The 24,846-nt window shown below is 38.8% G+C and carries 19 protein-coding genes; 7 read left to right on the forward strand and 12 right to left on the reverse strand.

The window, feature by feature from the left end:
* The first annotated feature begins 126 nt into the window (after window positions 1-126).
* A complete protein-coding gene (locus tag NT175_07580) occupies window positions 127-1,287 on the forward strand; it encodes a TlpA disulfide reductase family protein (GenBank protein MCX6234570.1) in 1,161 nt (386 codons plus the stop codon).
* A gap of 38 nt (window positions 1,288-1,325) precedes the next feature.
* Window positions 1,326-2,090 (forward strand): UDP-2,3-diacylglucosamine diphosphatase, encoded by a 765-nt coding sequence (locus NT175_07585; GenBank protein MCX6234571.1) that lies wholly within the window; start codon window positions 1,326-1,328, stop codon window positions 2,088-2,090.
* Here the strand turns inward: NT175_07585 and gap are convergent.
* Window positions 2,082-3,101 carry a type I glyceraldehyde-3-phosphate dehydrogenase gene (gene gap, locus NT175_07590; GenBank protein ID MCX6234572.1) on the reverse strand — a complete coding sequence of 340 codons (1,020 nt, stop codon included), beginning with the start codon at window positions 3,099-3,101 and terminating at the stop codon, window positions 2,082-2,084. The genes NT175_07585 and gap overlap by 9 nt on opposite strands.
* A 181-nt stretch (window positions 3,102-3,282) precedes the next feature.
* Between gap and NT175_07595 the strand changes: the two genes are divergently transcribed.
* Window positions 3,283-4,671, forward strand: a complete 1,389-nt coding sequence (locus tag NT175_07595) for a dipeptidase (protein ID MCX6234573.1) — start codon at window positions 3,283-3,285, stop codon at window positions 4,669-4,671.
* Here the strand turns inward: NT175_07595 and NT175_07600 are convergent, their stop codons facing one another.
* The 4 genes from NT175_07600 to NT175_07615 all read right to left on the reverse strand — a co-directional run bounded on the left by NT175_07600 (window position 4,672) and on the right by NT175_07615 (window position 11,124).
* Window positions 4,672-6,801, reverse strand: a complete 2,130-nt coding sequence (locus tag NT175_07600) for a thioredoxin family protein (GenBank protein MCX6234574.1) — start codon at window positions 6,799-6,801, stop codon at window positions 4,672-4,674. It abuts the gene before it with no gap.
* Between the two features lie 95 nt (window positions 6,802-6,896).
* Window positions 6,897-8,234 carry a tRNA lysidine(34) synthetase TilS gene (gene tilS / locus NT175_07605; GenBank protein ID MCX6234575.1) on the reverse strand — a complete coding sequence of 446 codons (1,338 nt, stop codon included), beginning with the start codon at window positions 8,232-8,234 and terminating at the stop codon, window positions 6,897-6,899.
* Window positions 8,235-9,272 carry a 2-oxoacid:ferredoxin oxidoreductase subunit beta gene (locus tag NT175_07610; protein ID MCX6234576.1) on the reverse strand — a complete coding sequence of 346 codons (1,038 nt, stop codon included), beginning with the start codon at window positions 9,270-9,272 and terminating at the stop codon, window positions 8,235-8,237.
* Between the two features lies 1 nt (window position 9,273).
* Complete coding sequence (locus tag NT175_07615; GenBank protein ID MCX6234577.1) at window positions 9,274-11,124, reverse strand: 2-oxoacid:acceptor oxidoreductase subunit alpha; 1,851 nt, start codon at window positions 11,122-11,124, stop codon at window positions 9,274-9,276.
* A 245-nt stretch (window positions 11,125-11,369) separates the two neighbouring features.
* On the opposite strand from NT175_07615, the gene NT175_07620 reads away from it, so the two are divergent.
* From NT175_07620 to nadB, 4 genes are all read left to right on the forward strand, one after another.
* A complete protein-coding gene (locus NT175_07620) occupies window positions 11,370-11,537 on the forward strand; it encodes a 4Fe-4S binding protein (protein ID MCX6234578.1) in 168 nt (55 codons plus the stop codon).
* 166 nt (window positions 11,538-11,703) lie between these two features.
* Window positions 11,704-14,535 carry a 2-oxoglutarate dehydrogenase E1 component gene (locus NT175_07625; GenBank protein MCX6234579.1) on the forward strand — a complete coding sequence of 944 codons (2,832 nt, stop codon included), beginning with the start codon at window positions 11,704-11,706 and terminating at the stop codon, window positions 14,533-14,535.
* Between the two features lie 9 nt (window positions 14,536-14,544).
* Window positions 14,545-15,810, forward strand: coding sequence for a 2-oxoglutarate dehydrogenase complex dihydrolipoyllysine-residue succinyltransferase (gene odhB, locus NT175_07630; protein MCX6234580.1), 1,266 nt, complete (start codon window positions 14,545-14,547; stop codon window positions 15,808-15,810).
* A gap of 30 nt (window positions 15,811-15,840) precedes the next feature.
* Window positions 15,841-17,436: an L-aspartate oxidase gene (gene nadB / locus NT175_07635; GenBank protein ID MCX6234581.1), complete on the forward strand. Its 1,596-nt coding sequence runs from the start codon at window positions 15,841-15,843 to the stop codon at window positions 17,434-17,436.
* 86 nt (window positions 17,437-17,522) lie between these two features.
* Here nadB and NT175_07640 read toward each other — a convergent pair whose 3' ends face one another.
* The 7 genes from NT175_07640 to NT175_07670 all read right to left on the reverse strand — a co-directional run bounded on the left by NT175_07640 (window position 17,523) and on the right by NT175_07670 (window position 24,535).
* Complete coding sequence (locus NT175_07640; protein ID MCX6234582.1) at window positions 17,523-18,038, reverse strand: OmpH family outer membrane protein; 516 nt, start codon at window positions 18,036-18,038, stop codon at window positions 17,523-17,525.
* 77 nt (window positions 18,039-18,115) lie between these two features.
* Window positions 18,116-18,679: an OmpH family outer membrane protein gene (locus tag NT175_07645; GenBank protein MCX6234583.1), complete on the reverse strand. Its 564-nt coding sequence runs from the start codon at window positions 18,677-18,679 to the stop codon at window positions 18,116-18,118.
* 66 nt (window positions 18,680-18,745) lie between these two features.
* The gene (locus tag NT175_07650) at window positions 18,746-21,376 is read right to left on the reverse strand and encodes a BamA/TamA family outer membrane protein (protein MCX6234584.1); all 2,631 of its coding nucleotides are present in this window, start codon (window positions 21,374-21,376) and stop codon (window positions 18,746-18,748) included.
* On the reverse strand, window positions 21,373-22,125 hold the full coding sequence (locus tag NT175_07655) for an isoprenyl transferase (protein MCX6234585.1): 753 nt from the start codon (window positions 22,123-22,125) through the stop codon (window positions 21,373-21,375). The genes NT175_07650 and NT175_07655 overlap by 4 nt, the downstream gene beginning before the upstream one ends.
* 40 nt (window positions 22,126-22,165) lie before the next feature.
* Window positions 22,166-22,921 (reverse strand): DUF6089 family protein, encoded by a 756-nt coding sequence (locus NT175_07660; protein ID MCX6234586.1) that lies wholly within the window; start codon window positions 22,919-22,921, stop codon window positions 22,166-22,168.
* 74 nt (window positions 22,922-22,995) lie between these two features.
* The gene (locus NT175_07665; GenBank protein MCX6234587.1) at window positions 22,996-23,874 is read right to left on the reverse strand and encodes an NAD kinase; all 879 of its coding nucleotides are present in this window, start codon (window positions 23,872-23,874) and stop codon (window positions 22,996-22,998) included.
* 25 nt (window positions 23,875-23,899) lie between these two features.
* Window positions 23,900-24,535: a CBS domain-containing protein gene (locus tag NT175_07670; protein ID MCX6234588.1), complete on the reverse strand. Its 636-nt coding sequence runs from the start codon at window positions 24,533-24,535 to the stop codon at window positions 23,900-23,902.
* Window positions 24,536-24,846 lie beyond the last annotated feature (311 nt).

The raw sequence follows: 24,846 nt of genomic DNA on the forward strand, positions 1-24,846 counted from the left end.
TGAAGGTCGCTTCGTTTATTTTTTGTTGAAAATCAACAAAAAACTAATTTTGTATGGACGAGATACTATAAAATTATTCCTTTTTCAATACCTGTAAATGTGAAGTTCATCAGATTACAAGTCTTTGTGCCCCTTTTAATTTTGTTTGCTTCTTTTTTGGAGAATTGCCAAAGAGACCAAGTTAGTAAGGATGAATGCATTATACTTGGAAGATTTACCGGTATGGATGGGAGGACATTGTACCTAAAAGAGGTAGATATTCGCCAGTTAAGGCCGATTGATTCAATCCGTATAAAAACAAATGATGAAAAATTCAAATTCCATCTAAATGTCATTGAACCTGGGTTCTATGTCATCCAGATAGGAACGTATGATTATTTCCCTCTTGTATTAAAAAGAGGAGATATTATTGATTTCCAGGCCGATGCATATGATGTTCATCGATCATACATGGTTAGCGGTACCAGTGATAATATTATCTTAAAACATTATTTTGATTTCACAAATCGCAATGAGGAAAGAATTCAGAAACTAAACCAGGTATTCCTCAAGAGCAAAGAATTGCCAGATTTTGCAAGAATCAGGGATTCTATCAATGTTATTTATGAAACGATCATTCAAGATCAGCAGGATTCTGTTAAAAAAATCATCCGGCAGAATCCCGGATCACTTTCATCGCTTTTCATTATCAACCAGAAATTTGGTCCGCAACCTGTTTTAAATGAGAAGGATCATTTGAATTATTTTTTAATATTAGACAGCGCTCTGACGATAAACTATCCAACTAACAAGCATACATTAGATCACCATAAACGCATAGCGTCGTATAAGGAGGTAGAAATGGAGAGGCAGCTTATACTTGAAAATCTCAAAATTGGATCGAAAGCTCCAGATATAAGCTTAAATGATCCTCAGGGTATTCCTCATAAACTCTCGGATTATAGAAATAAAATCGTTTTACTCGATTTTTGGGCTGCCTGGTGTGCACCATGCCGGAAAGAAAACCAAAACCTTATTGCACTTTATGAAAAATATAAAAACAGGGATTTTGAGATTTTTAGTGTATCACTTGACAATAACAAAGACTTATGGGTCAATGTCATTAAAACGGATAAAATAACCTGGATACAAGTCAGTGATCTAAAATATCCCAGCTCACCCATCCAAAAAATCTACAATGTGGAGGAGATTCCACAATCCTATCTTATTGACCGGGAGGGCAAGATCATCGAAAAGAATTTAAAAGGTAAAGATCTGGCAGATAAACTAAAGGAATTGTTTAAATAAACATCAGCATATTGGAACTTACGGCTAAGAATCAAAACATGAAAGGAAAAATTTATTTTGCTTCTGATTTTCACCTTGGCATACCTGACCATGATAACAGTTTAAGAAGAGAAAAATTATTTATAAAGTGGTTGGATGAAGTAAAGCAGGATGCTTATGAGATCTACCTGATGGGTGATATCTTTGATTTCTGGTTTGAATATACTACAGTAGTTCCTAAAGGATTTGTGCGATTATTGGGTAAGCTGGCCGAAATTACAGATGAAGGTATACCCATTCATCTTTTCCGTGGCAATCATGATGTATGGGCATTCGACTATCTGGAAAAAGAGATCCATATTCAACTGCACCGGAATCCGGAGATCAAGGAATTTTCCGGTCAAAAGTTTTATCTGGCACATGGTGACGGACTTGGACCAGGTGATACCGGATATAAGTTTCTGAAGAAGACCTTTGCCTTCAGACCTAACCAATTCTTGTTTAGCTGGCTTCATCCTGATATTGGTACACGTCTCGGCTTATTCTTTTCAAAAAGGAGCCAATATGCTCATATAGCCAGGGAGGGTAAAAAGGAGAAAAAGAACCATTTAGAAAATGAAATGTTATATCATTATGCAACAAGTATTCTAAAAGAGCATCCAGATATCGATTGTTTTATTTTCGGACATAGGCATCTACCCACCGATGTTAAAATAAATGGTCAAACCCGATTCATCCTTCTAGGTGACTGGCTTGTCAACTTTTCATATGCTGTTTATGATGGTACAAATCTGGAGTTAAAGTTTTATCCTTCCTCATTTTAAGTTTGCCCATTTTTCAACGAGTTCGACAAGCCTTGCTGCATAGCCGGTTTCATTATCATACCATGCTACTACTTTCACCAGATCATGCCTATCCCCAAGAACGGCAGTCAAACCAGCGTCAAAGATTGCTGAGTGGGTGTTACCGATGACATCAACCGATACGATGGGATCCTCAGTATATTGAAGTATTTTAAGAAACCGACCTTTAGCAGCTTTCTTAAAAGCGAGATTAATCTCTTTAATGGAGGTTCCCTTCCTAACGGTACATGTAAAATCTGTCAGCGATCCGTCAGGAACCGGAACACGAATACCTGCTCCTCCCAGATTACCTTCCAGATGAGGGAATATCCGCGTTGATGCTTTGGCTGCACCTGTAGTGGTTGGGACGATCGAGATAGCAGCAGCCCTACCCCGGCGCAGATCTTTATGTAGGCCATCTATAAGATTCTGATCCCTTGTATAAGAATGCACAGTCGTTATAAAGCCCTCATCAACGCCCCAGTTCTCATCAAGAATCTGTATAAGAGGTGCCACGCAATTTGTTGTACAGGAAGAATTGGAAATGATGATGTCCTCTTTACTGAGAATATGATCATTGATGCCGAGAACCAGGTATTTGACATCATCAGCGGGGCCTTTGGCAGGAGCCGAAATGATGACTTTCTTTGCACCTGCCCGTATATGTTTTAATGCATCTTTCTTTGTTGTGAATTCCCCTGTAGATTCAATTACGATGTCGATATCGGTCTCCCTCCAGGGAAGCTTTTCAGGATCTTGTTCAGATAATGCCAGTATTTTCCTTCCATTGACAATCAGGTAATTATCCTTTACATTGATAGTTCCCTTGAATTTACCCTGAACAGAATCATAATTGAGCAGGTGTGCAAGTGTCCTGGCATCTGTCAGGTCATTGACAGCAATAACATCAATTTTTTTATTTTTGATCATTTGCCGGAATGTTATCCTTCCAATACGACCAAATCCATTGATAGCGACCTTAATACTTGACATAGTACAATATTATTGACGTCCTCCAAAAGTAAACATTTTGAAAATTTAATAAGCTTTAGAACAGAATTATTATATTTATCCCCGTTTAAGGACCAAATTAGTTGCTTTCAATTTAATAGCTTAAGAGCGATTAATCAGGTTGAAGTTAATATGTTTTAATCACTACTATAATAATCAACTCATGGAATCAATAAAACAGTATATTGAAGAAAATAAGCAACGTTTTCTGGATGAATTATTTGATCTGATAAGAATTCCCTCCATCAGTTCAATTTCAGAGCACAAACCCGATATGATGAAAGCAGCCATTTACTGGCAAAAAGCTTTACTACAGGCAGGCGCTGATAAAGCTGAGGTTTTTGAGACAGAAGGCAATCCAATCACTTTTGCTGAAAAAATCATTGATCCATTATTGCCAACAGTGCTTGTCTATGGCCATATGGATGTCATGCCAGTGGATCCTTTGGACCAGTGGAAGTCCAAACCATTTGAACCAGAAATCAGGGATGGGAAAATTTATGCCAGGGGAGCAGATGACGATAAAGGGCAGGCATATATCCATGCAAAAGCATTTGAATTCATGACGAGGACCTATTCATTACCCTGTAATGTAAAATTTATGATCGAAGGAGAAGAGGAAGTCGGTTCGACAAGTTTAGGTAAGTTTTGCGAGATGTATAAAGAGATGCTCAAAGCAGATTTCATCCTCATTTCAGATACCGGCATGATCGATAAAGATACGCCGTCAGTTACCATCGGATTAAGAGGCTTATGCTACATGGAGGTTGAAGTGATTGGTCCGAACAGGGATCTTCATTCCGGGTTATATGGAGGTGCTGTTGCGAATCCAGTTAATGTACTGGCAAAGATGATTGCATCCTTGACAGACGAAAAGAACAGAATCGCAATTCCAGGGTTTTATGACGACGTGGTTGAGATTAGACCGGAGGAAAGAAATGCTATGGCTAAAGCCCCTTTTAACCTGCAGAACTTTAAAAAAACATTAGATATTGCACAGGAAATGGGGGAAGATGGGTTTACTACAATTGAAAGGACTGGTATACGTCCTTCTCTGGATGTAAATGGTATCTGGGGAGGATATACCGGCGAGGGGGCTAAGACTGTCCTTCCCTCCAAAGCCTCCGCCAAGATTTCAATGCGCCTTGTACCTAATCAGGATCATAAAAAAATCGCAGCGATTTTTAAAAAACATTTCAGGTCGATTGCACCCGATTATGTTAAGGTAAATATCAAATATCTGCACGGTGGAAAACCATATGTATCTCCAATGGATATGACTGCTTATAAAGCGGCTGAAAAAGCTTATCTCAAAGTTTATCGAATAGATCCGGTACCCTTCAGAAGCGGCGGAAGTATTCCTATTATTTCGTCCTTCGAATCCATTCTCGGCATCAAATCTATATTGATGGGATTTGGTCTGGAATCGGATGCCACTCACTCACCTAATGAAAACTTCTCTTTAGAGCAGTTCTTTAAAGGAATTGAAACAATCTATTATTTCTACCAGTATTATGGGGAAATGATTAAAAAGGGAGAGAAGCCTAGATAGTTATTTTGAGCCATTCCTTCTCTTGAATTCCGCAATACCTTTGTCAAGAAAATCAACAAATGCCTCAACATTAAGGTTATATGCCCTCGGATCGGTTAACAATTCTCCCTTATGGTCAAGCAACACATAATATGGTTGAGCGTTAACATTGAACCTGGTTATTTGAAAATCGGCATATTTTTTCCCAACAGAATTTTTTACCTTACCATCGTATGTTGATGTTATCCATTCTGATTCTGGTATTTTTGTCTTATCATCCACATAAAGAGCGATGACGATATAATTTTCCTTGAGACGTTTAAGAACTTTCGGATCAGACCATACATTGGCCTCCATCTCACGACAATTCACGCAACCATGCCCTGTGAAATCGATAAAAACCGGTTTATTTTGTTGCTTTGCGCAGGTAAGACCTTGTTCATAGTCGAAATAGCCTTCCAATCCATGTGGCAAGTCAAGAATATCAGAATACTTCGGTTTATCACAGATTTCAGAATTGGAGACTTCATTTATACCTCCGCTGAGCTTGATATTGTCGCGGATGATTTTATTGAGATCAAAATCAAGGGTGGTCTGAGGCGGCATATAACCGGATAATTTCTTCAGTGGAGCACCGATCATGCCGGGAATCATGTACACCACAAAAGAAAAGGTAAATATGGCAAGAATTGCACGTGTAACGCTGATATGTTGGACATCACTGTCATGAGCAAATTTAAGCTTACCAAGCAGATAGAATCCCATAAGTGTGAAGATGACTATCCAAAGTGCGAGGTAAACTTCTCTGTCAAGAATTCCCCAATGATAGGTTTGGTCAGCTATGCTGAGAAATTTCAGACCAAGTGCCAGTTCGATGAATCCAAGTACAACTTTTACCGAATTAAGCCAGCCACCGGATTTTGGCAGGCTACCAAGCCATGACGGGAAAAAAGCAAAAATAGTAAACGGGAGTGCAAATGCAAGTGAAAAACCCAGCATACCAATGATGGGTTTAAGGATCTGTCCACCGGCAGATTCAACCAGTATCGCACCAACAAGCGGACCAGTGCAAGAAAAAGAAACCAGTGCAAGAGTAAAGGCCATAAAAAAAGGTGCGGTAATTCCGCCCTTGTCAGCTTGCTTGTCAGCCTTATTGATCAGCCAGCTGGGAAGGGTCATTTCAAAAGCACCAAGAAACGATGCAGCGAAGACCATGAAAATCAGGAAAAACAAAATATTCGGCAGCCAGTGTGTACTAAGGAAATTGGCAAAATTAGCTCCTAAAGTCACAGCTACCAGAGTTCCGATAATTGTATAGATGGCAATTATAGATAATCCGTAAATGATCGCCTGGAATTTCGCTTTCTTCTTTTTTTCATTATCATGCATGAAAAATGTTACCGTCATGGGGATCATCGGGAAGACACATGGCGTGATAATAGCAGCCAGACCAGCTAAGATGGATAAAATGAAAAATCCCCAAAGTGATCTTTTCATCCTGATATTATGAGAATCCTCAATATTATCTGCCTTTAAGGTGGTAGATTCTCTTTTAGCTGTCTGTTGAGTAATAAGTGTATCTGAATCATCAGCCAGGGTGAGAGTATTCACTTGAGCGATGGGGAGTTGAGATCCATCAGCTTTTTCTGTCGTGGTAACTCCTGTCTTTATAGCATGATCAAAAATGAACTCAAATTCTTCGTCAGCCGGTGGTATACACTTAGTGTTATCACAAGACATGAAATCTATATAGCCTTTGACTGTCAGAGGCTTATCAACAAGCAATTTTATTTTCTGGGTGAAAATGGCCTTTTCTGTAAAGTACTTGAGCACCATCTTGAAACTCGAGTCATATTCTTCAAGCGCATTGGATTCCATGACTTTACCAACTCTCATGATTCCGGGATTTTCTTCAAATGTGAAGGTAGTCGCCGGAGGCGCTGAATCAATATACTGTGAATAAAGATGCCAGTTGGAATCGATAGTAGCCAAAAAAACAAGTTCAACCTCTTGATTTCCAAGATTCTTAGTGCTAAAGCTCCACTTTACCGGTTGAAGCACCTGAGATGATCCGGCAAGCGATGCCAGTAAAAAAAACTTGAATAGTATCGGACGCCAGATGTGGAGCCAATATCGAAATAATACAGTCATGTGCAAAAACTTTATTAAGAAGGCAAAAGTAAGTAAATACTGGGAATTGAATATGTTAAAAATTTCTAATTATTTACAAAAACAGAAATAGATGGTCAATCTGTAAATAGTTTAATTTGAAAAATCTTCCTAGTCTTTGCTGTAATACAGTAACGGTTATCGATTCTTTTACCAATCACCCATATTATGGCTTCACCTGAAATAAACAACCAGGTATTTTCTTTTTCATACAGTGACATTTTTTCGTCGATAAAAAAATCACTTATTTTTTTTCTCCCTTTTGAACCAAATGGATAGAAATAATCGCCTTTTTTCCATTTGCGCAATTCAAGAGGGAATGTCAATTCATCATAATCCAGGCAAGCAACAGAGGGTTGATCTGTGACAATATTATTCTTCCATTCTTCGATGACACTAAATTTCAGCCGGAGGGGATCATCCAGGAACAGAATATCATTGTCAATCAGGATATTATCAGGAACATCTTTGTCTGTGAGATCTTTTCTGTATATGATCAGGTACTCCCTGTCTTTAAGTAATCTGTGGGATTTTGAAATAAATTGTTTACCTGGTATTTCATCAAGAGCGGAAATGATCCGTTCTACAGTAGGGTAGTTAAATCCATATGGAGAAAGCATCTCAAAGATATAACTTTTCTGAGATTTTAGAGATTTGACGTTTTCAATCAATATTTTGGTCACCGATTTATCGGTCTGAATTATGCCATCCAGTCTGGCTTTCACGTGTTCATGATAAATGGATTCTGCTTCCCTGATCCTGTAAATTGACTCTGTGATTATCCTCTGATAGTCAGGTTCTATACTTCTAAGGATTGGAATCAGCTGAAGCCTTATCTGATTACGGAGATATTTTAGAGACAAATTAGAGTTATCTGTTCTGTATGCCAGATCATTCTCAATGATAAACTTCTCAATATCCTCGCGGAATGTAAATAGCATAGGGTGGATGATCTTGTCATGTTTGGGTAGGATACCATGTAATCCAGTAATGCCTGTTCCCCTGATGAGATTAATGAAAAGTGTTTCGATCTGGTCGTCGGCATGATGAGCGGTGGCCAGATACTGATAATCATATGTCGCCAGTAACTCTTCAAACCATTCATAGCGTAATTCCCTTGCTGCCATTTGGATGGACAATCCTTTATCACTTGCATAAGCCAAGGTATCCATTTTTTTTGAAAAGAAGGTAACATGCAGTCGCTCTGCCATTGCTTGAACGAATAAAAGGTCTGCATCAGAATCAGCACCTCTCAGACCAAAGTTGCAATGAGCAATTCCAAATGAAAATCCAGCCCGTTGGAACAGTGTTGTCATAGCGACAGAATCCATACCGCCGCTGACTGCTAATAAAATCCGGTCACCGGATTTAAATAGTTTTTCTAAGGTAATATAATCCAGAAAGGCTTTAAACATCTAGATTTCCCAGACATTCCCACTGTTCATTAGGTCGTCAACCGTTTTGATCTTATTTTCTTCTCTTGCTTTTTTGATCTGTGCTTCCATTACATCCTCATAGACATTGTCATCATAAGATCTGATAACACCTGTTGCAACTGGATATTCAGGCAGGGTCATGCGTACAAGCATATAATGCAAAGCATCATCAGGACTTTTCGCATTATGAATCAGGATATCCTGCTCACTAATTCCATTTACACCAATTGTAACAACCTTCAACCGCATACCTTTAAGCATCAGGCCTTTATTTTTGTTTTTGCCAAAAATCATAGGCTTTCCGTGTTCCAGATAGATCTGGTGATCATCTTTCAATTCTTTACTTGTAATTGAGTAATGAATGCCATTATTGAATATAACGCAATTCTGTAAAATTTCAACCACTGATGTACCTTTATGTTTAGCGGCCTCAACAAAAACTTCCTTCATCCGCTGTGGCTCGGTATCAGGAATCCGTGCAAAAAAAGTTCCCTGGGAGCCCATGACCAATTCACCTGGAATGAATGGAGATTCAATTGTTCCATCAGGAGAACTTTTAGTTTTGAGACCTTTTGGCGATGTGGGAGAGAACTGTCCTTTAGTCAGGCCATAAATCCTATTGTTAAAGAGTAAAATATTAATGTCAATATTTCTTCGGACCAGGTGAATAAAATGATTTCCTCCAATTGCCATACAATCGCCGTCACCGGTTATCTGCCATACACTGAGTTTAGGATTGGCGATTTTTATGCCGGAGGCAACAGCGGAGCCCCTTCCATGAAGTCCATGAAAACCATAGGTATTGATATAGTATGGAAACCGTGATGAACAACCGATGCCTGAAACTATCACGACATCCTCTTTTCTGACTCCTACTTCAGGTAAGGCATTCTGAACTGACGAGAGGATGGCATAGTCACCACAACCGGCACACCATTTAACAGGCTGGTCCAGCTTGAAATCTTCTTTAGAAACTATCGGCGTGGATAAATCTTCGGTCTGAAATTCATTTGCCATTTTATAATTCCTCCAAAATTTGATTGAACTTCAGCTTCAACTCATATATCATGAAGGGTAGCCCTTGAACTTTATTGTACTGCAAATATGCGTATTGGGGAAACTGAGAGCGCAGATAAATAGCAAACTGTCCAAGGTTCAGTTCACAGACTACTATTTTTTTGAATCCATTAAGGATATCTTTAGTATTCTTGGGAAGAGGTTTAATATAATTGAACTGAGCCAGGCTAATACTTTTTCCTTCCCGTTGGAGATCCTGGACTGCACTGAGCAAGGAGCCGTAGGTTCCACCCCAGCCGATGACGAGGAGGTCTCCTGAGTCTTCTCCGTCAAGCTGCAATTCAGGAATATAATTCGCAACGCGCTGAACTTTCTCTTCCCGTAATCTGACCATCTTTTCGTGATTGAGAGGATCATGTGATACGATACCTGTCACGTCTTCTTTTTCCAGGCTTCCCACGCGATGTCTTAATCCTTCCTGTCCGGGCAATGCCCATAACCGGCTCAATGTTTGAAGGTCTCGACGGTAAGGTTTAAAATCGGGATCATTATCTTTTACAAATCGGGGCACTATTTCCGGTAAATCAGACATCTTCGGTATTTTCCATAATTCAGAACCATTTGCCAGATATCCATCAGTGAGAAGTATTACCGGGGTCATATGTTCAATGGACAGTTTACACGCCTTAAAGGCGTAATCGAAGCAATTTGCAGGTGATGAAGCGGCAATAACGATGACTGGACTTTCACCGTTTCTTCCATATAAGGCCTGAAGCAAATCTCCCTGTTCAGATTTGGTAGGTAATCCTGTTGATGGGCCTCCACGCTGGACATCGACAATAACTAAAGGTAACTCTGTGATGACTGCTAACCCAATAGCTTCGCTTTTAAGCGCCAATCCGGGTCCTGATGTTGTTGTAACAGCGAGGTTACCTGCAAAGCTGGCACCAATAGCTGAGTTAATACCTGCAATTTCGTCTTCAGCCTGGAAAGCCTTCACACCAAGGTGTTTCCTTTTACTTAGCTCCTGGAGAATCTCTGAGGCTGGGGTTATTGGATAAGATCCCAGGAAAAGCGGGAGTCCTGACCGCTCGGAGGCAGCAAGAAAACCCCATGCAACGGCATTATTGCCAGTTATGTTCCTGAATAAACCTTTACGCTCCTTGATAGGAAGTATTTGAAATCTGGATTCAAGTGTTTCTATGGTTTCTGCATAATCGTAACCCGCCCTGAGTACTTTCTTGTTTGCCAGAGCCAGTTGAGGTTTAGATTTAAATTTATCATCAAGAAACTGTTCTCCAAAATTCAGGTCACGGTCAAACAACCAGTACAGAATACCAACAGCAAACTGGTTCTTGGTCTTATCAGCGGTTTTGCTATCAAGGCCCATTTCTATTACAATAGATTTATTCAAGGTCGTAATGGGAGCTTTGACGATATTGAATCCATCTAATGTCCCATCTTCCAGTGGATCAGTTTCATATCCTGCTTTTTTATATTGTTTGGATTCGAAGTTATCAATATCGATAATAATAGTTGCACCGGTTTTTACCCATTTTAAGTTGGTTTTCAGAGCTGCAGGGTTCATTGCAACGAGAACATCTGCTAAATCTCCTGGGGTTTTTACCTCCTTGTGACCGATATGCACCTGAAATCCCGAGACACCGGCAACTGTGCCTTGAGGTGCTCTGATTTCAGCAGGATAGTCAGGAAATGTCGATAGGTCATTCCCGACAAAAGCAGATGTATCAGAAAATTGCGTCCCTGTCAGTTGCATTCCATCCCCAGAATCACCGGCAAATTTTACAACTGCATCATCAATTTCGATGATCTTTCTCTTTTTCTTAACCATTTTTATGCACATAATTAGGACAGCAAAATTATAGTAATTAAGATTTCATTTCATTTTTTTTTGTTTTTTAATAACAATGGCTCTCAATCCCAAGAATCTTATGACTTTTCTTAATTAATAGCCTAATGGAAATACTGCTAAATAAATAAACTTTTTTTTGGTTTATTGAAAATATTTCAGATAATTTTGCAAGACACAAATGACTTTATATCTATTACATCATTATTAACCAAAAAAAAATCATTATGGCTTACAAAATATCAGACGACTGTACAGCATGTGGCACATGTATCGATGAATGTCCGGTTGACGCCATTTCTGAAGGCGAAATATATGTTATAAATCCGGATATTTGTACTGACTGTGGGTCATGTGCCGACGTATGCCCTGTTGAAGCAATACATCCAGAATAGGACTCATCTGTTACACTCTTTTGGGGGATTTATTTATTCCAACCTTTAAAGATCTTAATAGTCCACAACATTGTGGACTTTTTTTTGTTTATAGAACGAAGGAGGAATCCTGTGTATTTCATTAATTTACTTATTTTTGTGGAGCCACATTGTATCAGTTGCATACATGGATGAATTCTCTTATTTAAATAATGCCGATCCTTCACAAATTGAAGAACTATATAATGCGTTTAAAAAGGATCCTGATTCTATTGACTTTGGCTGGAGGAAATTTTTTGAAGGTTTCCAGTTCGCAAAAGAGAACTACCCGCTAACGAAAGAACAAAAGTTAAGGACGTCTTCCGAATTTAAGGTCATCTCTCTTATAGATGATTACCGTAAACGTGGCCACCTGTTTACGAAAACCAATCCTGTTCGTACACGGCGCAAATACAGTCCAACGTTGGCTATAGAAAATTATGGACTGGCAGAGTCAAACATGAATCAATACTTTTTGGCTGGACAGGAGGTTGGCATTGGCAGGGCTACTTTAAAAGAAATTATTGATTTTCTGAATCAAACGTATTGCCAATCCATTGGGATCGAATACATGTACATAAGAAACACAGAGATCTGTGCCTGGTTAAAAGCGAAAATGGAAGGGTGCCGGAATACCCCTGATTTCTTAAAAGAAGACAAGCTGGAAATATTACAAATGTTGACCAAGGCGGTTGATTTCGAACACTTTTTACATACTAAGTTCCCTGGTCAGAAACGATTTTCTCTTGAAGGCTCTGAATCACTGATACCTGCTCTTGAAGCCATCATAGAAAAAGGGTCCGAATTTGGCACAAAGGAGTTCATAATCGGAATGGCACACCGAGGACGGCTTAATGTTCTGGCAAATATCTTAAAAAAATCACTGAAAGATATTTTCAATGAGTTTGAAGGCAAAGAATATGAAGAAGAATCACTATTGGGTGATGTTAAATATCATCTGGGATATACATCCATCAGGGAAACTAAAAAAGGCAAAAAGATTCTTCTAACCCTTTGTCCCAATCCCTCACATCTTGAAGCTGTTAACTCGGTAGCCGAAGGTATCGTCAGGTCCCGCATTGATCATATTTATAATGGAGATTCAAACCGGATAACACCTGTGCTTATTCATGGTGATGCATCCATTTCAGGCCAGGGGGTTGTTTATGAAGTTATCCAGATGTCAGGGCTGGAAGGATACAAAACAGGAGGCACTATTCATTTGGTAATAAATAACCAGCTTGGATTCACGACCAATTATCTTGACGGACGCACAAGTATCTATTGTACCGATGTGGCTAAAACTATCCAGTCACCTATTTTCCATGTTAATGCCGACGATGTCGAAGCACTCGTTTACACGGTCCAATTGGCAATGGAATTCCGTAAAACTTTCAACAAGGATGTCTTTATCGATCTTCTAGGTTACCGCAAATACGGTCACAATGAAGGAGATGAGCCCCGATTCACACAACCGGTCTTGTATAAGATTATTGAAAATCATCCCAATCCAAAGGATATTTATTTAAACAAATTAATAGCCGAGGGTCATTCTGATATCAGTCAGGACGATTTATTTGCAAAAAAATTCCAGGAATCCATGGAAACGTCACTGATCGATTCAAAAAATATGAAGAAATCAACCATAACTTCATTCTTTGAGGATACATGGCAAGAATTCTCCAAGGCCAAAGATGAAGATTTTGAATCTTCTCCCGTGACTGCCGTAGACCATTCAACATTAGTTAGCATTGGGCTTAAGATAGCAGAAATCCCTCCAGATAAAAAGTTTTTCCGTAAGACCATTAAATTACAAAACGACCGCAGGGTAATGTTCGAACAATCTGGACTGATAGACTGGGCTATGGCCGAACTTCTTTCTTTTGGCACTCTGCTTAGGGAGGGTATACCTGTGAGAATCAGCGGACAGGATTCACAGCGTGGCACCTTTTCACAGAGACATGCAGTAATGACTATTGAAGATTCTGAGGAAAAGTATATTCCACTGGATCACCTGAGTGAAGGCCAGCCCGGATTTAGTATATATAATTCATCCCTATCTGAATATGGTATTCTGGGATTTGAATACGGCTATGCGTTATCCTCACCTAAAATTCTCACCATCTGGGAGGCACAATTCGGAGATTTCAGCAATGGAACTCAAATTATAATCGATCAGTACATTAGTAGTGCCGAAGACAAGTGGAGTGTGATGAATGGCTTAGTTCTTCTATTACCTCATGGTTATGAGGGACAGGGTCCTGAACATTCTTCTGCTCGTTTGGAAAGATTCCTTTCACTCTGTGCTGAAAACAATCTTCAGGTCATCAATTGTTCAATACCAGCCAACTATTTTCATGCATTAAGGCGTCAAATGCACAGACATTTCAGAAAACCACTGATCATATTCACTCCTAAAAGCCTCTTACGTCATCCTTTGTGCGTGTCCCCGCTGGATGCTTTTACTTCAGGCGGATTTAAAGAACTAATAGATGATTCAGAAGCCAATCCTGATAAAATCAACAAAGTGGTATTCTGTAGTGGTAAAGTTTTCTATGATCTGTTTGATGAAAAAGAAAAATCAGGAAATGATACCATTGCCTTGATCAGGATTGAGCAAATTTATCCAACGCCAATAAAACAGATCAAAGCGTTGATCAATAAATACTTACATGCCAGTAGACTACTCTGGGTTCAGGAAGAGCCTGTGAATATGGGAGCATGGCCATTTATTCATCAAGTCTTTCTCTCGGCAGATATTAATATAAAAGTCATTGCAAGGCCTGCAAGCGGAAGTCCGGCAACAGGATCAATAAATTTTCATTTGCTCCAGCAACGTAAAATCATCAGTAAGACCTTCGATGCATGTGACTGCCACCGGTTGAAACTGGAATGTAAAATGGTATGTATCGGTAACCAATGGCGTGCATTTGAAAAAGAAGGTGCCGTAATCAGACAGAAAAAAAATAAATCCAAATAACTATTTATAATGGTCATTGAAATTAAGGTTCCTAGTCCGGGAGAATCGATTACACAGGTACAACTGGCTTCATGGCTCGTTAATGACGGCGATTATATAGAAAAAAACCATGAGATAGCCGAAATCGATTCGGATAAGGCCACTATCAGCATCACTGCAGAAGAAAGCGGCCAGATAAATATTCTTGTACAGGCGGGGGAAACACTCCAGGTCGGTTCAAGAATTGGGACTATTAACACCAAAGCTGTAAAAGAAATAAAGAAAGAAATAGTTCCGGGTGCTTCTTCTCTGAAAGAAACTAAAGGTAAGACTTCGGAGGTTTCTTCTTCTTTACCGGTTCGGGACAAATCAGATATTACAGCCTCTGCCAAGGACATGCATATTTCACCTCTGGCAAGAAAGATCATGTCAGAAAATGCTATTTCGGAGAAAGAAATTCTTGGTCGTTATGGAAGTGTAAGGATATCACGGAGTGATGTACTGAAATTCGCTGAACAAAAGGATAAAATATCACACCCATCTCGTGCATCGTTATGGAAAGGAAACCGTGATATAGAGAGGAAAAAGATGTCCACATTGCGATTGAAACTTGCTGAACGTTTGGTTGCTATAAAAAACGAAACCGCCATGCTGACAACCTTTAATGAGGTGAACATGGGGCCTGTCATGGATATCAGGAAACAATATAAAGATATTTTCGTCGAGAAATTTGGTATCTCCTTAGGATTAATGTCATTTTTCACCAAAGCAGTAACAGAAGCCTTGAACGATTTCCCGGAAGTAAATGCCACAATTGATGGTGATGAAATCGTCTACCATAAATATGCAGATATTGGGATTGCAGTTAGTGCACCCAAAGGACTAGTGGTTCCGGTTATCAGAAATGCTGAAATGATGAGCATGGCTGAGATAGAAATAAAGATCAAGGATTTGGCTGAAAGGGCAAGAAATAATTCAATAACACTGGAAGAAATGACCGGGGGCACATTTACCATCACAAACGGTGGAGTATTTGGATCGATGCTGTCAACTCCGATTATAAATCCCCCCCAAAGCGGAATTCTGGGTATGCACAACATAATTGACAGGTCAGTTGTAATAAGCGGAAAAGTGGAAATTCGTCCGGTAATGTATGTGGCACTGTCCTATGACCACAGGATTATAGATGGAAGAGAGTCTGTGGGATTCCTTGTCAAAGTAAAGGAAATGCTGGAAAATCCTGCCAAAATGCTTTTCGGTGGTAATGATCCTGTCAGGATTTTACTCACTCTTTAATAATTGTTTTATTACAATCCTAATCATATGGTGCGTAAAAAGATTGACTTTCTTGTCATCGGCTCAGGAATCGCAGGTTTAAGCTATGCATTGAAAGTAGCAAAATTTGGGACTGTGTGTATTGTGACCAAGACCCATGCCGATGAAACAGCAACGCGTTATGCCCAGGGAGGAATAGCTGCAGTGATGTATACACCTGACACGTATGAGAAACATATCAGAGATACTATTATTGCTGGTGATGACCTTTGCGATGGTAAGATTGTAAGGATGACCATAACGGAATCAACAGAGAGGGTGAAAGAGTTGATTGAATGGGGTGTTAGTTTTGACAAGGAAGAATCTGGGCGTTTTGACCTGGCCAGGGAAGGAGGGCACTCCGAGCACAGGGTTCTGCATCATAAAGATCACACAGGAGAGGAGATAGAAAAAACTTTACTTAAGGAAGTCAGGCGACAATCTAATATCGAAATTCTTGAGAATCATTTCACGATTGACATTATCACTCAGCATCATCTGGGCATGAATGTGACAAAACGCACGAAAAATATCTGCTGCTATGGGGCATATGTATTGAATAAGGAAACAAATAAAATTTTCACAATTCTTGCGCGTACCACGATGATAGCGACAGGTGGTATAGGTAATGTTTACAATACGACCACTAATCCTGATATTGCTACAGGAGATGGAATTGCCATGGTTTATCGGGCTAAGGGGATTATTGAAAAAATGGAATTTATTCAGTTCCACCCTACAGCATTATTTAATCCAGGCGAGAAACCAGCCTTTTTAATCACTGAGGCTTTGCGGGGATTTGGAGCTATATTAAGAACCAGGGATGGTGAGGAGTTTATGCAGAAATATGATGCCAGGGGCTCACTGGCCCCACGCGATATTGTCGCCCGGGCAATAGATAATGTGATGAAGCTGACCGGTGACGACTATGTTAGCCTGGACTGCCGCCATCTCAACAAGAATGAACTGATCGATCATTTTCCTTCAGTCTATGCCAAGTGTCTTAGCATTGGTACTGATATCACAAAAGAAATGATACCAGTGATCCCATCTGCGCATTATATATGCGGCGGCATCAAAACGGATGAATGGGGCCGGAGTTCCATTCAATTCCTTTATGCTTCTGGAGAATGTGCTTCAACGGGACTACATGGCGCTAACCGCCTGGCTTCTAATTCTTTACTTGAATCCCTTGTTTTCTCCCACCGCGCTAGTATCCATGCTTCAGAAATCTTTATGAAAAATGAGTTTGTTAATGAAATACCTGATTGGAATGATGAAGGCACTGTATTAAACGAAGAAATGATTCTCATCACACAAAGTCTGAAGGAACTGCAGTCAATAATGAGTCATTATGTGGGTATTGTCAGATCAAATTTGCGTCTGAAACGAGCACTTGACCGTTTAGAAATACTTTACCGAGAAACAGAAGAATTGTATCAAAAATCTATTCTTACTGTAAAGATTTGTGAGTTAAGAAATATGATCAATATCGCCTATTTGATTATAAAAATGGCGAAAGAGAGAAAAGAAAGCAGGGGGTTACATTATTCCATTGATTATTCAAGAATTATAGACATTGCACCTGAAATAAAATCTGACAACTAATAATTGGTAAAAGTATCAGCAACTCCTTTAAATTTGATAAAAAAAATCCCGTTAATTACCGGGATTTTAAATAGAAAATCTTCGTGCTATTGTATACCCAGCTTTTTCTTCACCAATTCCATTATATCATCACTTGGGTCAGCATAAAGAAGCATTCCTCCCGAAGTGTTTAAAATATAGGTATAACCATTTTCTTTTGCAACTTCTTTAACGGCATTCCGGGCTTTTTCAATAAGTGGTTCGGATAGAGCGGCTTCTTTATCCTGGAGATCCTGCTGGGCTGATATCTGAAAAGCCTCAATACGTGACTGGAGGTCCTGGATTTCTCTTTCTTTGGTTTGTTTGATTATAGCAGACAAAGTGGCCTGATTTGACTGATAATCAACAACCTTATTCTGATACTCAGTCTGCATGGCATTATACTGTTCCTGAACACTTTTAGCATATTGTTCATATTGAACTTTCACAGAATCAATTCCTGGCATCATGCTATAAAGGGTAGCAAAATCAAGGTGACCAAATTTTTCCTGATTCTGTGCTTGCGAGGCTACCGCAAAAAACAAAACACACGTTGTTACGATTAGTTTTCTAAAATTTCTCATGTTAATTGTTTTTAAACTCAGAGGGCAAATGTAAGAATAAATCTGATAATTCAAAAGACAGCATCGATCTTCAACACTTATTTTACTTTATTGTCTGGTTTTTCCGTATTATCTGACTTATTGGAATTGTATGTATAACCCAATTTATCGAGAACATCATCGCTCAGGTCATACTTTGAATTTGCATACAGCATTGTAAGGCTGCCAGCTTTATCGAATATCATAGCATAATTACCTTCTGTAGCAATTTCCTCTACTGCATTATAAATTTTCTCCTGTAGCGGCTTTATCAACTCCTGTCTTTTTTTGAATAAATCTCCATCTTTTCCAAACCTCTGCATCTGCAATTCTTTAACTTCTTTTTCTTTTTTAATAATATCATCCTGTCGTTTTTTCTTCATTTCTTCAGGTAACAGAACAGATTCAGCCTGATAGGCTTTATAAAGCTGATCAATTTCGTTATACCTGGTTTCGATTTCTTTTTGCCATTGTTTGGCAAGATCATCTAAGACAGACTGTGAATCATTATATTCAGGTATGTTTTCAAGAATATAATCTGTGTCAACAAATGCATATTTCTGTGCAAAAGAAAATAATGCCATATTAATCAGTAGTGTAAAGGTCAAAATAATTCTTTTCATTGTACTTGTTTTTCTGTTAACATTATTGTAATCAGGGCTTTAATCTAGTTAAATATCATACCATAATCAATCTATCGACTGGTTAATAGAGAAATGGAATTGGCTACCACCGGCATTTGGCATACCGGGGACTGCATCGAAGCCATATCCCCAGTCGAGACCCAGGATGCCAAACATTGGCAAAAACACCCGTATGCCTACACCGGCTGAACGATACAAATTAAAGGGATTATAGGACTGAAAATCAGGCCAGTCATTACCCGCTTCAAGGAATGTTAAAAAATAAATGGTGGAATTAGGATTAAGTGAGACCGGATACCTGAGTTCAAGAGTGTTTTTAGTATATATAGTTCCTCCTGTATTATGATTTTTATAATAGTTCGGTGTAAGTGATTCATTTGTATATCCTCTGAAACCGATTATTTCTCTTCCATCCATATTGTTATACCCTGAGAGTCCATCTCCCCCGAGGTAATATCTTTCAAATGGTGTAATACCAATAGTCTGGTTATAACAGCCCATGAATCCATATTTCAATCGCAAAGCCATTACAAGATTTCCGGCCAACTGTTTATACAAATAAGCCTGGAAAAACCATTTATGATATTCGATCCATTTATATTTCTCATTTTCAGCCAATGAAGAATAATCTTTATTTCCAAAGAGTGAATACCAAGGTGTCAGTTCAAGTGATAATGAAATCTCAGAACCATTGCGTGGGAAAATCGGTGCGTCGACTGAATTCCTTGCGAGAGTAATCATGTATGTTATACTATTATAATCACCGGTTCCGGTTCCGAATGAAAATACACTAGTATAATTTTTAAGTACGTAACGCTGCAGGTTAATGGTTTGCACCAAAGTAAAATAATCATCCGGCCATGTCAGCCTTTTTCCCAGAACAAAGGATAATCCATTCAGAACGAAAGATTGCCGTTCCGGGTCATTTTTATTTAATCCATTGGAATACAGTGAATGATAGAGGGAAACGCTGAATGAATTAGGTTTTTTTCCCCCAAGCCAAGGTTCTGTAAATGATGCATTATAACTGACATAACCTTTCCCATAAGATTGCAATCGGAGTTTGAGCTGCTGCCCATCTCCTGAAGGAACTGGCCGCCAGGCTTCACCTTTAAACAGATTCCGCATTGAAAAGTTATTGAAAGATACACCAACTGTTCCGATGACCCGTCCATAACCCCAGCCACCAGATAATTCAATTTGATCAGAAGAGGTTTCCTCAACATTATATTCTATGTCAACAGTTCCATCAGCAGGATTAGGTATTGGAACCGGATTGATTTTTTCCTGGTTGAAATACTGCAATTGAGCCAACTCACGGGTAGTCCGGATGATATCTGACCGATTAAATAAATCACCCGGTTTAGAACGTATTTCGCGTATGATGACATGATCATTGGTACGCGTATTACCTTTCACCGTTACCTTGTTCACTTTAGCCTGTTTTCCTTCATATATGCGCATTTCAACATCGATAGAGTCGTTTTCGACGTGCACCTCCACAGGTTCCACACTGAAAAACAAATAACCATCATCCATATAAAGAGAACTGACATCAATGCTGTTTGGATTAAAAGTGAGGTTTGCATTTAAGGCTTCCTGATTATAAACATCTCCCTTTTTAATTTTAAGAATTGCATTGAGCTGTTCCGCTGTAAATTTGGTGTTTCCTATCCATGTAATATTTCTATAGTAATATTTTGGTCCTTCATAAACAGTGATATCAATATTGATATTATTATCCTGATTAATCGAAATGGAGTCTTTCATGAGCTCTGCATCTCTGTAACCGAGTTCACGATACTTTTTAATGAGGTTCATTTTATCCTCTTTAAAATCCTCAGCTATGTATTTTGAGGTTTTAAAAATGCGCAGACGCATATTATCCGAAAAATATTGCCCAACGTTGTTGATTACGTCAAGCATATCAAAACTCATGGCAGCCTTGAAAGTAGAAAGAATGAGGGTATCCAGATAATTCAAAGGCTGAATATAACTTTTCTCTTTTGTCGATTTAAATGCCTTCCTAACCTGATCAGCACTCAGGTTTTTATTGCCAATGACATTAATTTGATAAATCTTTACCTTGCTATTTTTATCAATATTAATATTTAATATTACCTGATTCGCCCTTGTATTAGTATCCTTTTCCTGTGTTATTGCAACCTCTGTATTCAGGAAGCCTTTTTCATGATAATACTTTTTGATGGTATTTGATGTCCTGATTATAAGATTATCCGTGACGACATCGCCGGTTACCAGCTTAATTTCATCGCGGATGTTGTCGGATTCGCTCTTTTTGACACCAAGGATAGAGAATTTCGAGAGTCGTGGGCGTTCTTTGATAAAAATATTCAGGAAGATGACATCCCCCTCAATCCTGGTAGCCGTAATTTGAATATCTTCAAATAACCCCTGTTGCCAAAGGTTTTTAATAGCGTCGCTGATTTTATCTCCAGGAATGGTAATTTTATCACCAACTGATAATCCCGAAAGCATGGTCAGAACATTATTATCCATGTATTGAATGCCGGAGAAGGTGATGCCACCTATTTCGTATTCCAGAGGGCGGGCATAATCCATTTCAGAAAGATCACCACTAATAGAAATTTGAGCACCGAGAGGCAGTGAATAAAACAACACTATACACAGGATAATATAATAACTTCGCTTCATTCAACTGGACCTTTAATTTGTTCACTGATCATTCCAAATCTACGTTCGCGCCTTTGATAATCAATGATGGCTTCATACAGATCTTCTTTCCGGAAATCAGGCCAGAGTTTAGGTGTAAAATACAACTCGGAATAGGCCAATTGCCAGAGTAGAAAATTACTGAGCCGATGCTCTCCGCTTGTACGGATTAGCAATTCCGGATCAGGAAATGGAGCTGTAGTGAGATATGATTTAAAAAGCTCTTTATTGATGTCTTTTAATGCCAGTTCCTTATTTTTAACCTTACCGGCAATAGATTTGGTCGCTTCCAGTATCTCCCATTGAGAGCTATAGCTAAGTGCAAGAATAAGAGTCATCCGATTGAGATGGGAAGTTTTATCAATAGCTTCCATTAACTCTGTATAACAGCTTTTATCAAGGCTTTTCAAGTCACCAATGGCTTTAAGGCGTATATTGTTCTCCTGTAATGTTTTGGTCTCTTTGTTGATTGCTTTTACCAAAAGATGCATCAGGGCGTTCACTTCAGGTTTTGGTCTATTCCAATTTTCAGTTGAAAAAGCGAAAAGAGTAAGATATTGAATTCCCACTTCAGCTGCTGCTTCAGTTGTCTCTCTCACAGCTTTAACACCATGTCTGTGACCAAATATTCTTTGTTTGCCCCTTTGCTTTGCCCAGCGGCCATTACCATCCATAATAATTGCAATATGCAAGGGCAACTTTTCAATATCTATTTTTTCCTTTAAATTCATCAGATCACCTTATCAGATATATATCATCATCCTGCACCTATTATTTTGAAAACTCCTGATTGCGGCATTTATGTGTACTAAATATACTAAACTTATAAGATACGAAAATACCTGTGAAATTGTACCAATCATTATTCTGTGAATTCCCGCGTTGCATATCCTGCTTATAAGTCCCTGAGGGATCAGTATAATGAGGGGAACCTGATTCCTGAAAATTATATATTGTACTCACATCATCAATATAATCTGTGGCAGTTTTTCGCATGCCCCATTCAGCACCAATGCCCAAGTTTTCACCTAAACTATATTTGAATCCCAGGCCAAATGGCATGGCTATAGAAATTTTAGAATAATTTACACCCTCGGTAGTCAGCGGGCGAAGTGCAACGCCATCTGCTTTTGGATTAAAGGTAAACAGACTGATCCCACAAAAAATGAAAGTAGTAAAGTATGACCTTGTACTACCAATAAAATAATCCAGAAAGTTAAATTCAAACCGTGCAGAAAAATCATTAATGATCGATTCAAATTTAAGCTGCCGTTCAGGTATCCACCGGGCAACAGCGTCATCACCCACGAGTTTTCCCCTGTTATAACTTGCCTGGAGTGCTACCCTGGTATCAATATTATAGCGGTAAAAAATACCAAATGCTGCTTTTGACTGAAGAAAATGTTTAACCGGGTTAATATCACCAACATAATAGGATCCTCCGCCAAAAAGGCCTAATTCTCCTTTCTGACCAAAAAGTGTGGAAACAATAAGTATAAGCGGTAATATCAAAAAAAATCTCTTCATAAAAGCAAATAGGCGGACAAAATTATGATTTTTTTATTCCTCATGAAAAGTTCTTGTCAAGCGATATGATTCTATTAATTCCTTATATCTATCCCCCACTTTAATTTTTCCCTGATAGTCTTAAAAAAAACCTCGTCTTCAAGTCTGACAAGATTGATGTTGAAATTTTCCTTCACAATGATAAGTTCTGCCGATGAATCGATAGTCCTGAACCGTGAATCGAGGCTAATAAAATACTCCCTTTGCCTGCATTCAACAATAATCTTAATGAGGCTTTTATCGGGGATAACGATAGGCCGGACGGTTAAATTGTGTGTGGCAATAGGCGTGATAATGAAATTCTCTGATCCTGGAGTAATGATGGGGCCTCCACAACTCAGAGAGTAGGCTGTTGAACCGGTTGGTGTTGCTATAATCAAGCCATCAGCCCAGTATGAATTTAAAAAATTACCATCAATGAAAACATTGATAATGATCATCGAATGAGGATCTTTTTTAAATACACTTAACTCATTAAGTGCAAAGTTTAAATCACCGAAAACACCCGGTTCTATCAACTTGAGCATTGTACGCTGATCTATCGAGTAAGTGCCATTTGCCAATGCATTGATAGCGGGAACCAGGTTTTCCTTGGCAACACTTGATAAAAAACCCATTTTACCCATATTGACACCCAAAATAGGGATACCGGAATTTCTGACAAGAGTTATTGTATCCAGCAATGTCCCATCTCCCCCCACTGAAATCAGAAAATTTATATGGTTGTAAATATCGGTGAAGTCATTAAAAGTTTCAGGTTCTCTATTAAAACGGATGGTCTGGATGATAGAATGATAAAATGGTTCAAAAATTACCAGATGTATACCTCGCGATTCAACAGCTTCGATCAGTTGCTGGAGGTATTGAAGGGAATCATGATTGATTGTTTTACCAAAGAGACCAGTTATTATCATATAGATTTATTGCACTTGCATGATTTTATGTATTCAGATACCTCATAAAAGAGTCATATCTTTCACGAAGGTCTTCATAAACATCCTCTTCTGTAAACGAAGCTTTGACAATATAATTGTAACGGTTAAATGTTTGTAAAATTGATCGAATTTCAACTTTATTGATTTTCAGAGTTATCTCCATTCGGGTTGAATCGTTGTAAGTTGTTGTGCAGAGACTAAGTATCTTGGCTTCATTCGATTCAATAATCTGAGCTATCTGAGTCATCAGATAATCGCTAGTATTAAGCTCTAGGATAATGATGGCACCTGGGATTTTAGCGGCAGATAAAATTGAGAATTGGTTGACCAGCTTTGGAAGTGTAATAGATCCCAAATAATGGCGTTTATCATCCAAAACGGGTAATAATGTCAGCTGGTGAGTATCAAAAAGCTTTATGACATCATAAATATGTTGGTACTGCGTAACATAAACCAGACCAAGAGAAAAGGTATATTGGCCCAATAATAGTGAAAATTCATTACTGTTAAAAATATCCGTATCTGTTATTAGCCCAATAAGTGTGTTGTCATCGAGTACCGGCAAATGAGTCACATTGAACTCATCCATCCTGTTCAGAGCTATCTCCCCATTATCAGAAATCAGGAGAGGAATTATCATGTTGGATATTAATTCCTTGGCTATCATCAATCAATATATGCTGCAAACTTAATCATTTTATCTTTTATCCTGACCGAACTACCTGATTTCGGATCATTAAAGTTGCCATACTCAACCGGTAGAATAATTCCAAAGACCATGGAATGGGATACTCCGATAAGGTAATATTTGTTAAATTTCTCCTATAAATCCTTTCCAAGTTATAACGCCTTTGGTATGCGAGTTTCTCCTGCGAGCTTAGCCAAACGAATGATTGGCATTAACTCATGTCTGTGTTCTTAAAGTCCTTTTCAGGACATGTTGCGTTGGTC

Source organism: Bacteroidota bacterium (genome assembly GCA_026391695.1).
GTDB lineage: Bacteria > Bacteroidota > Bacteroidia > Bacteroidales > JAGONC01 > JAPLDP01.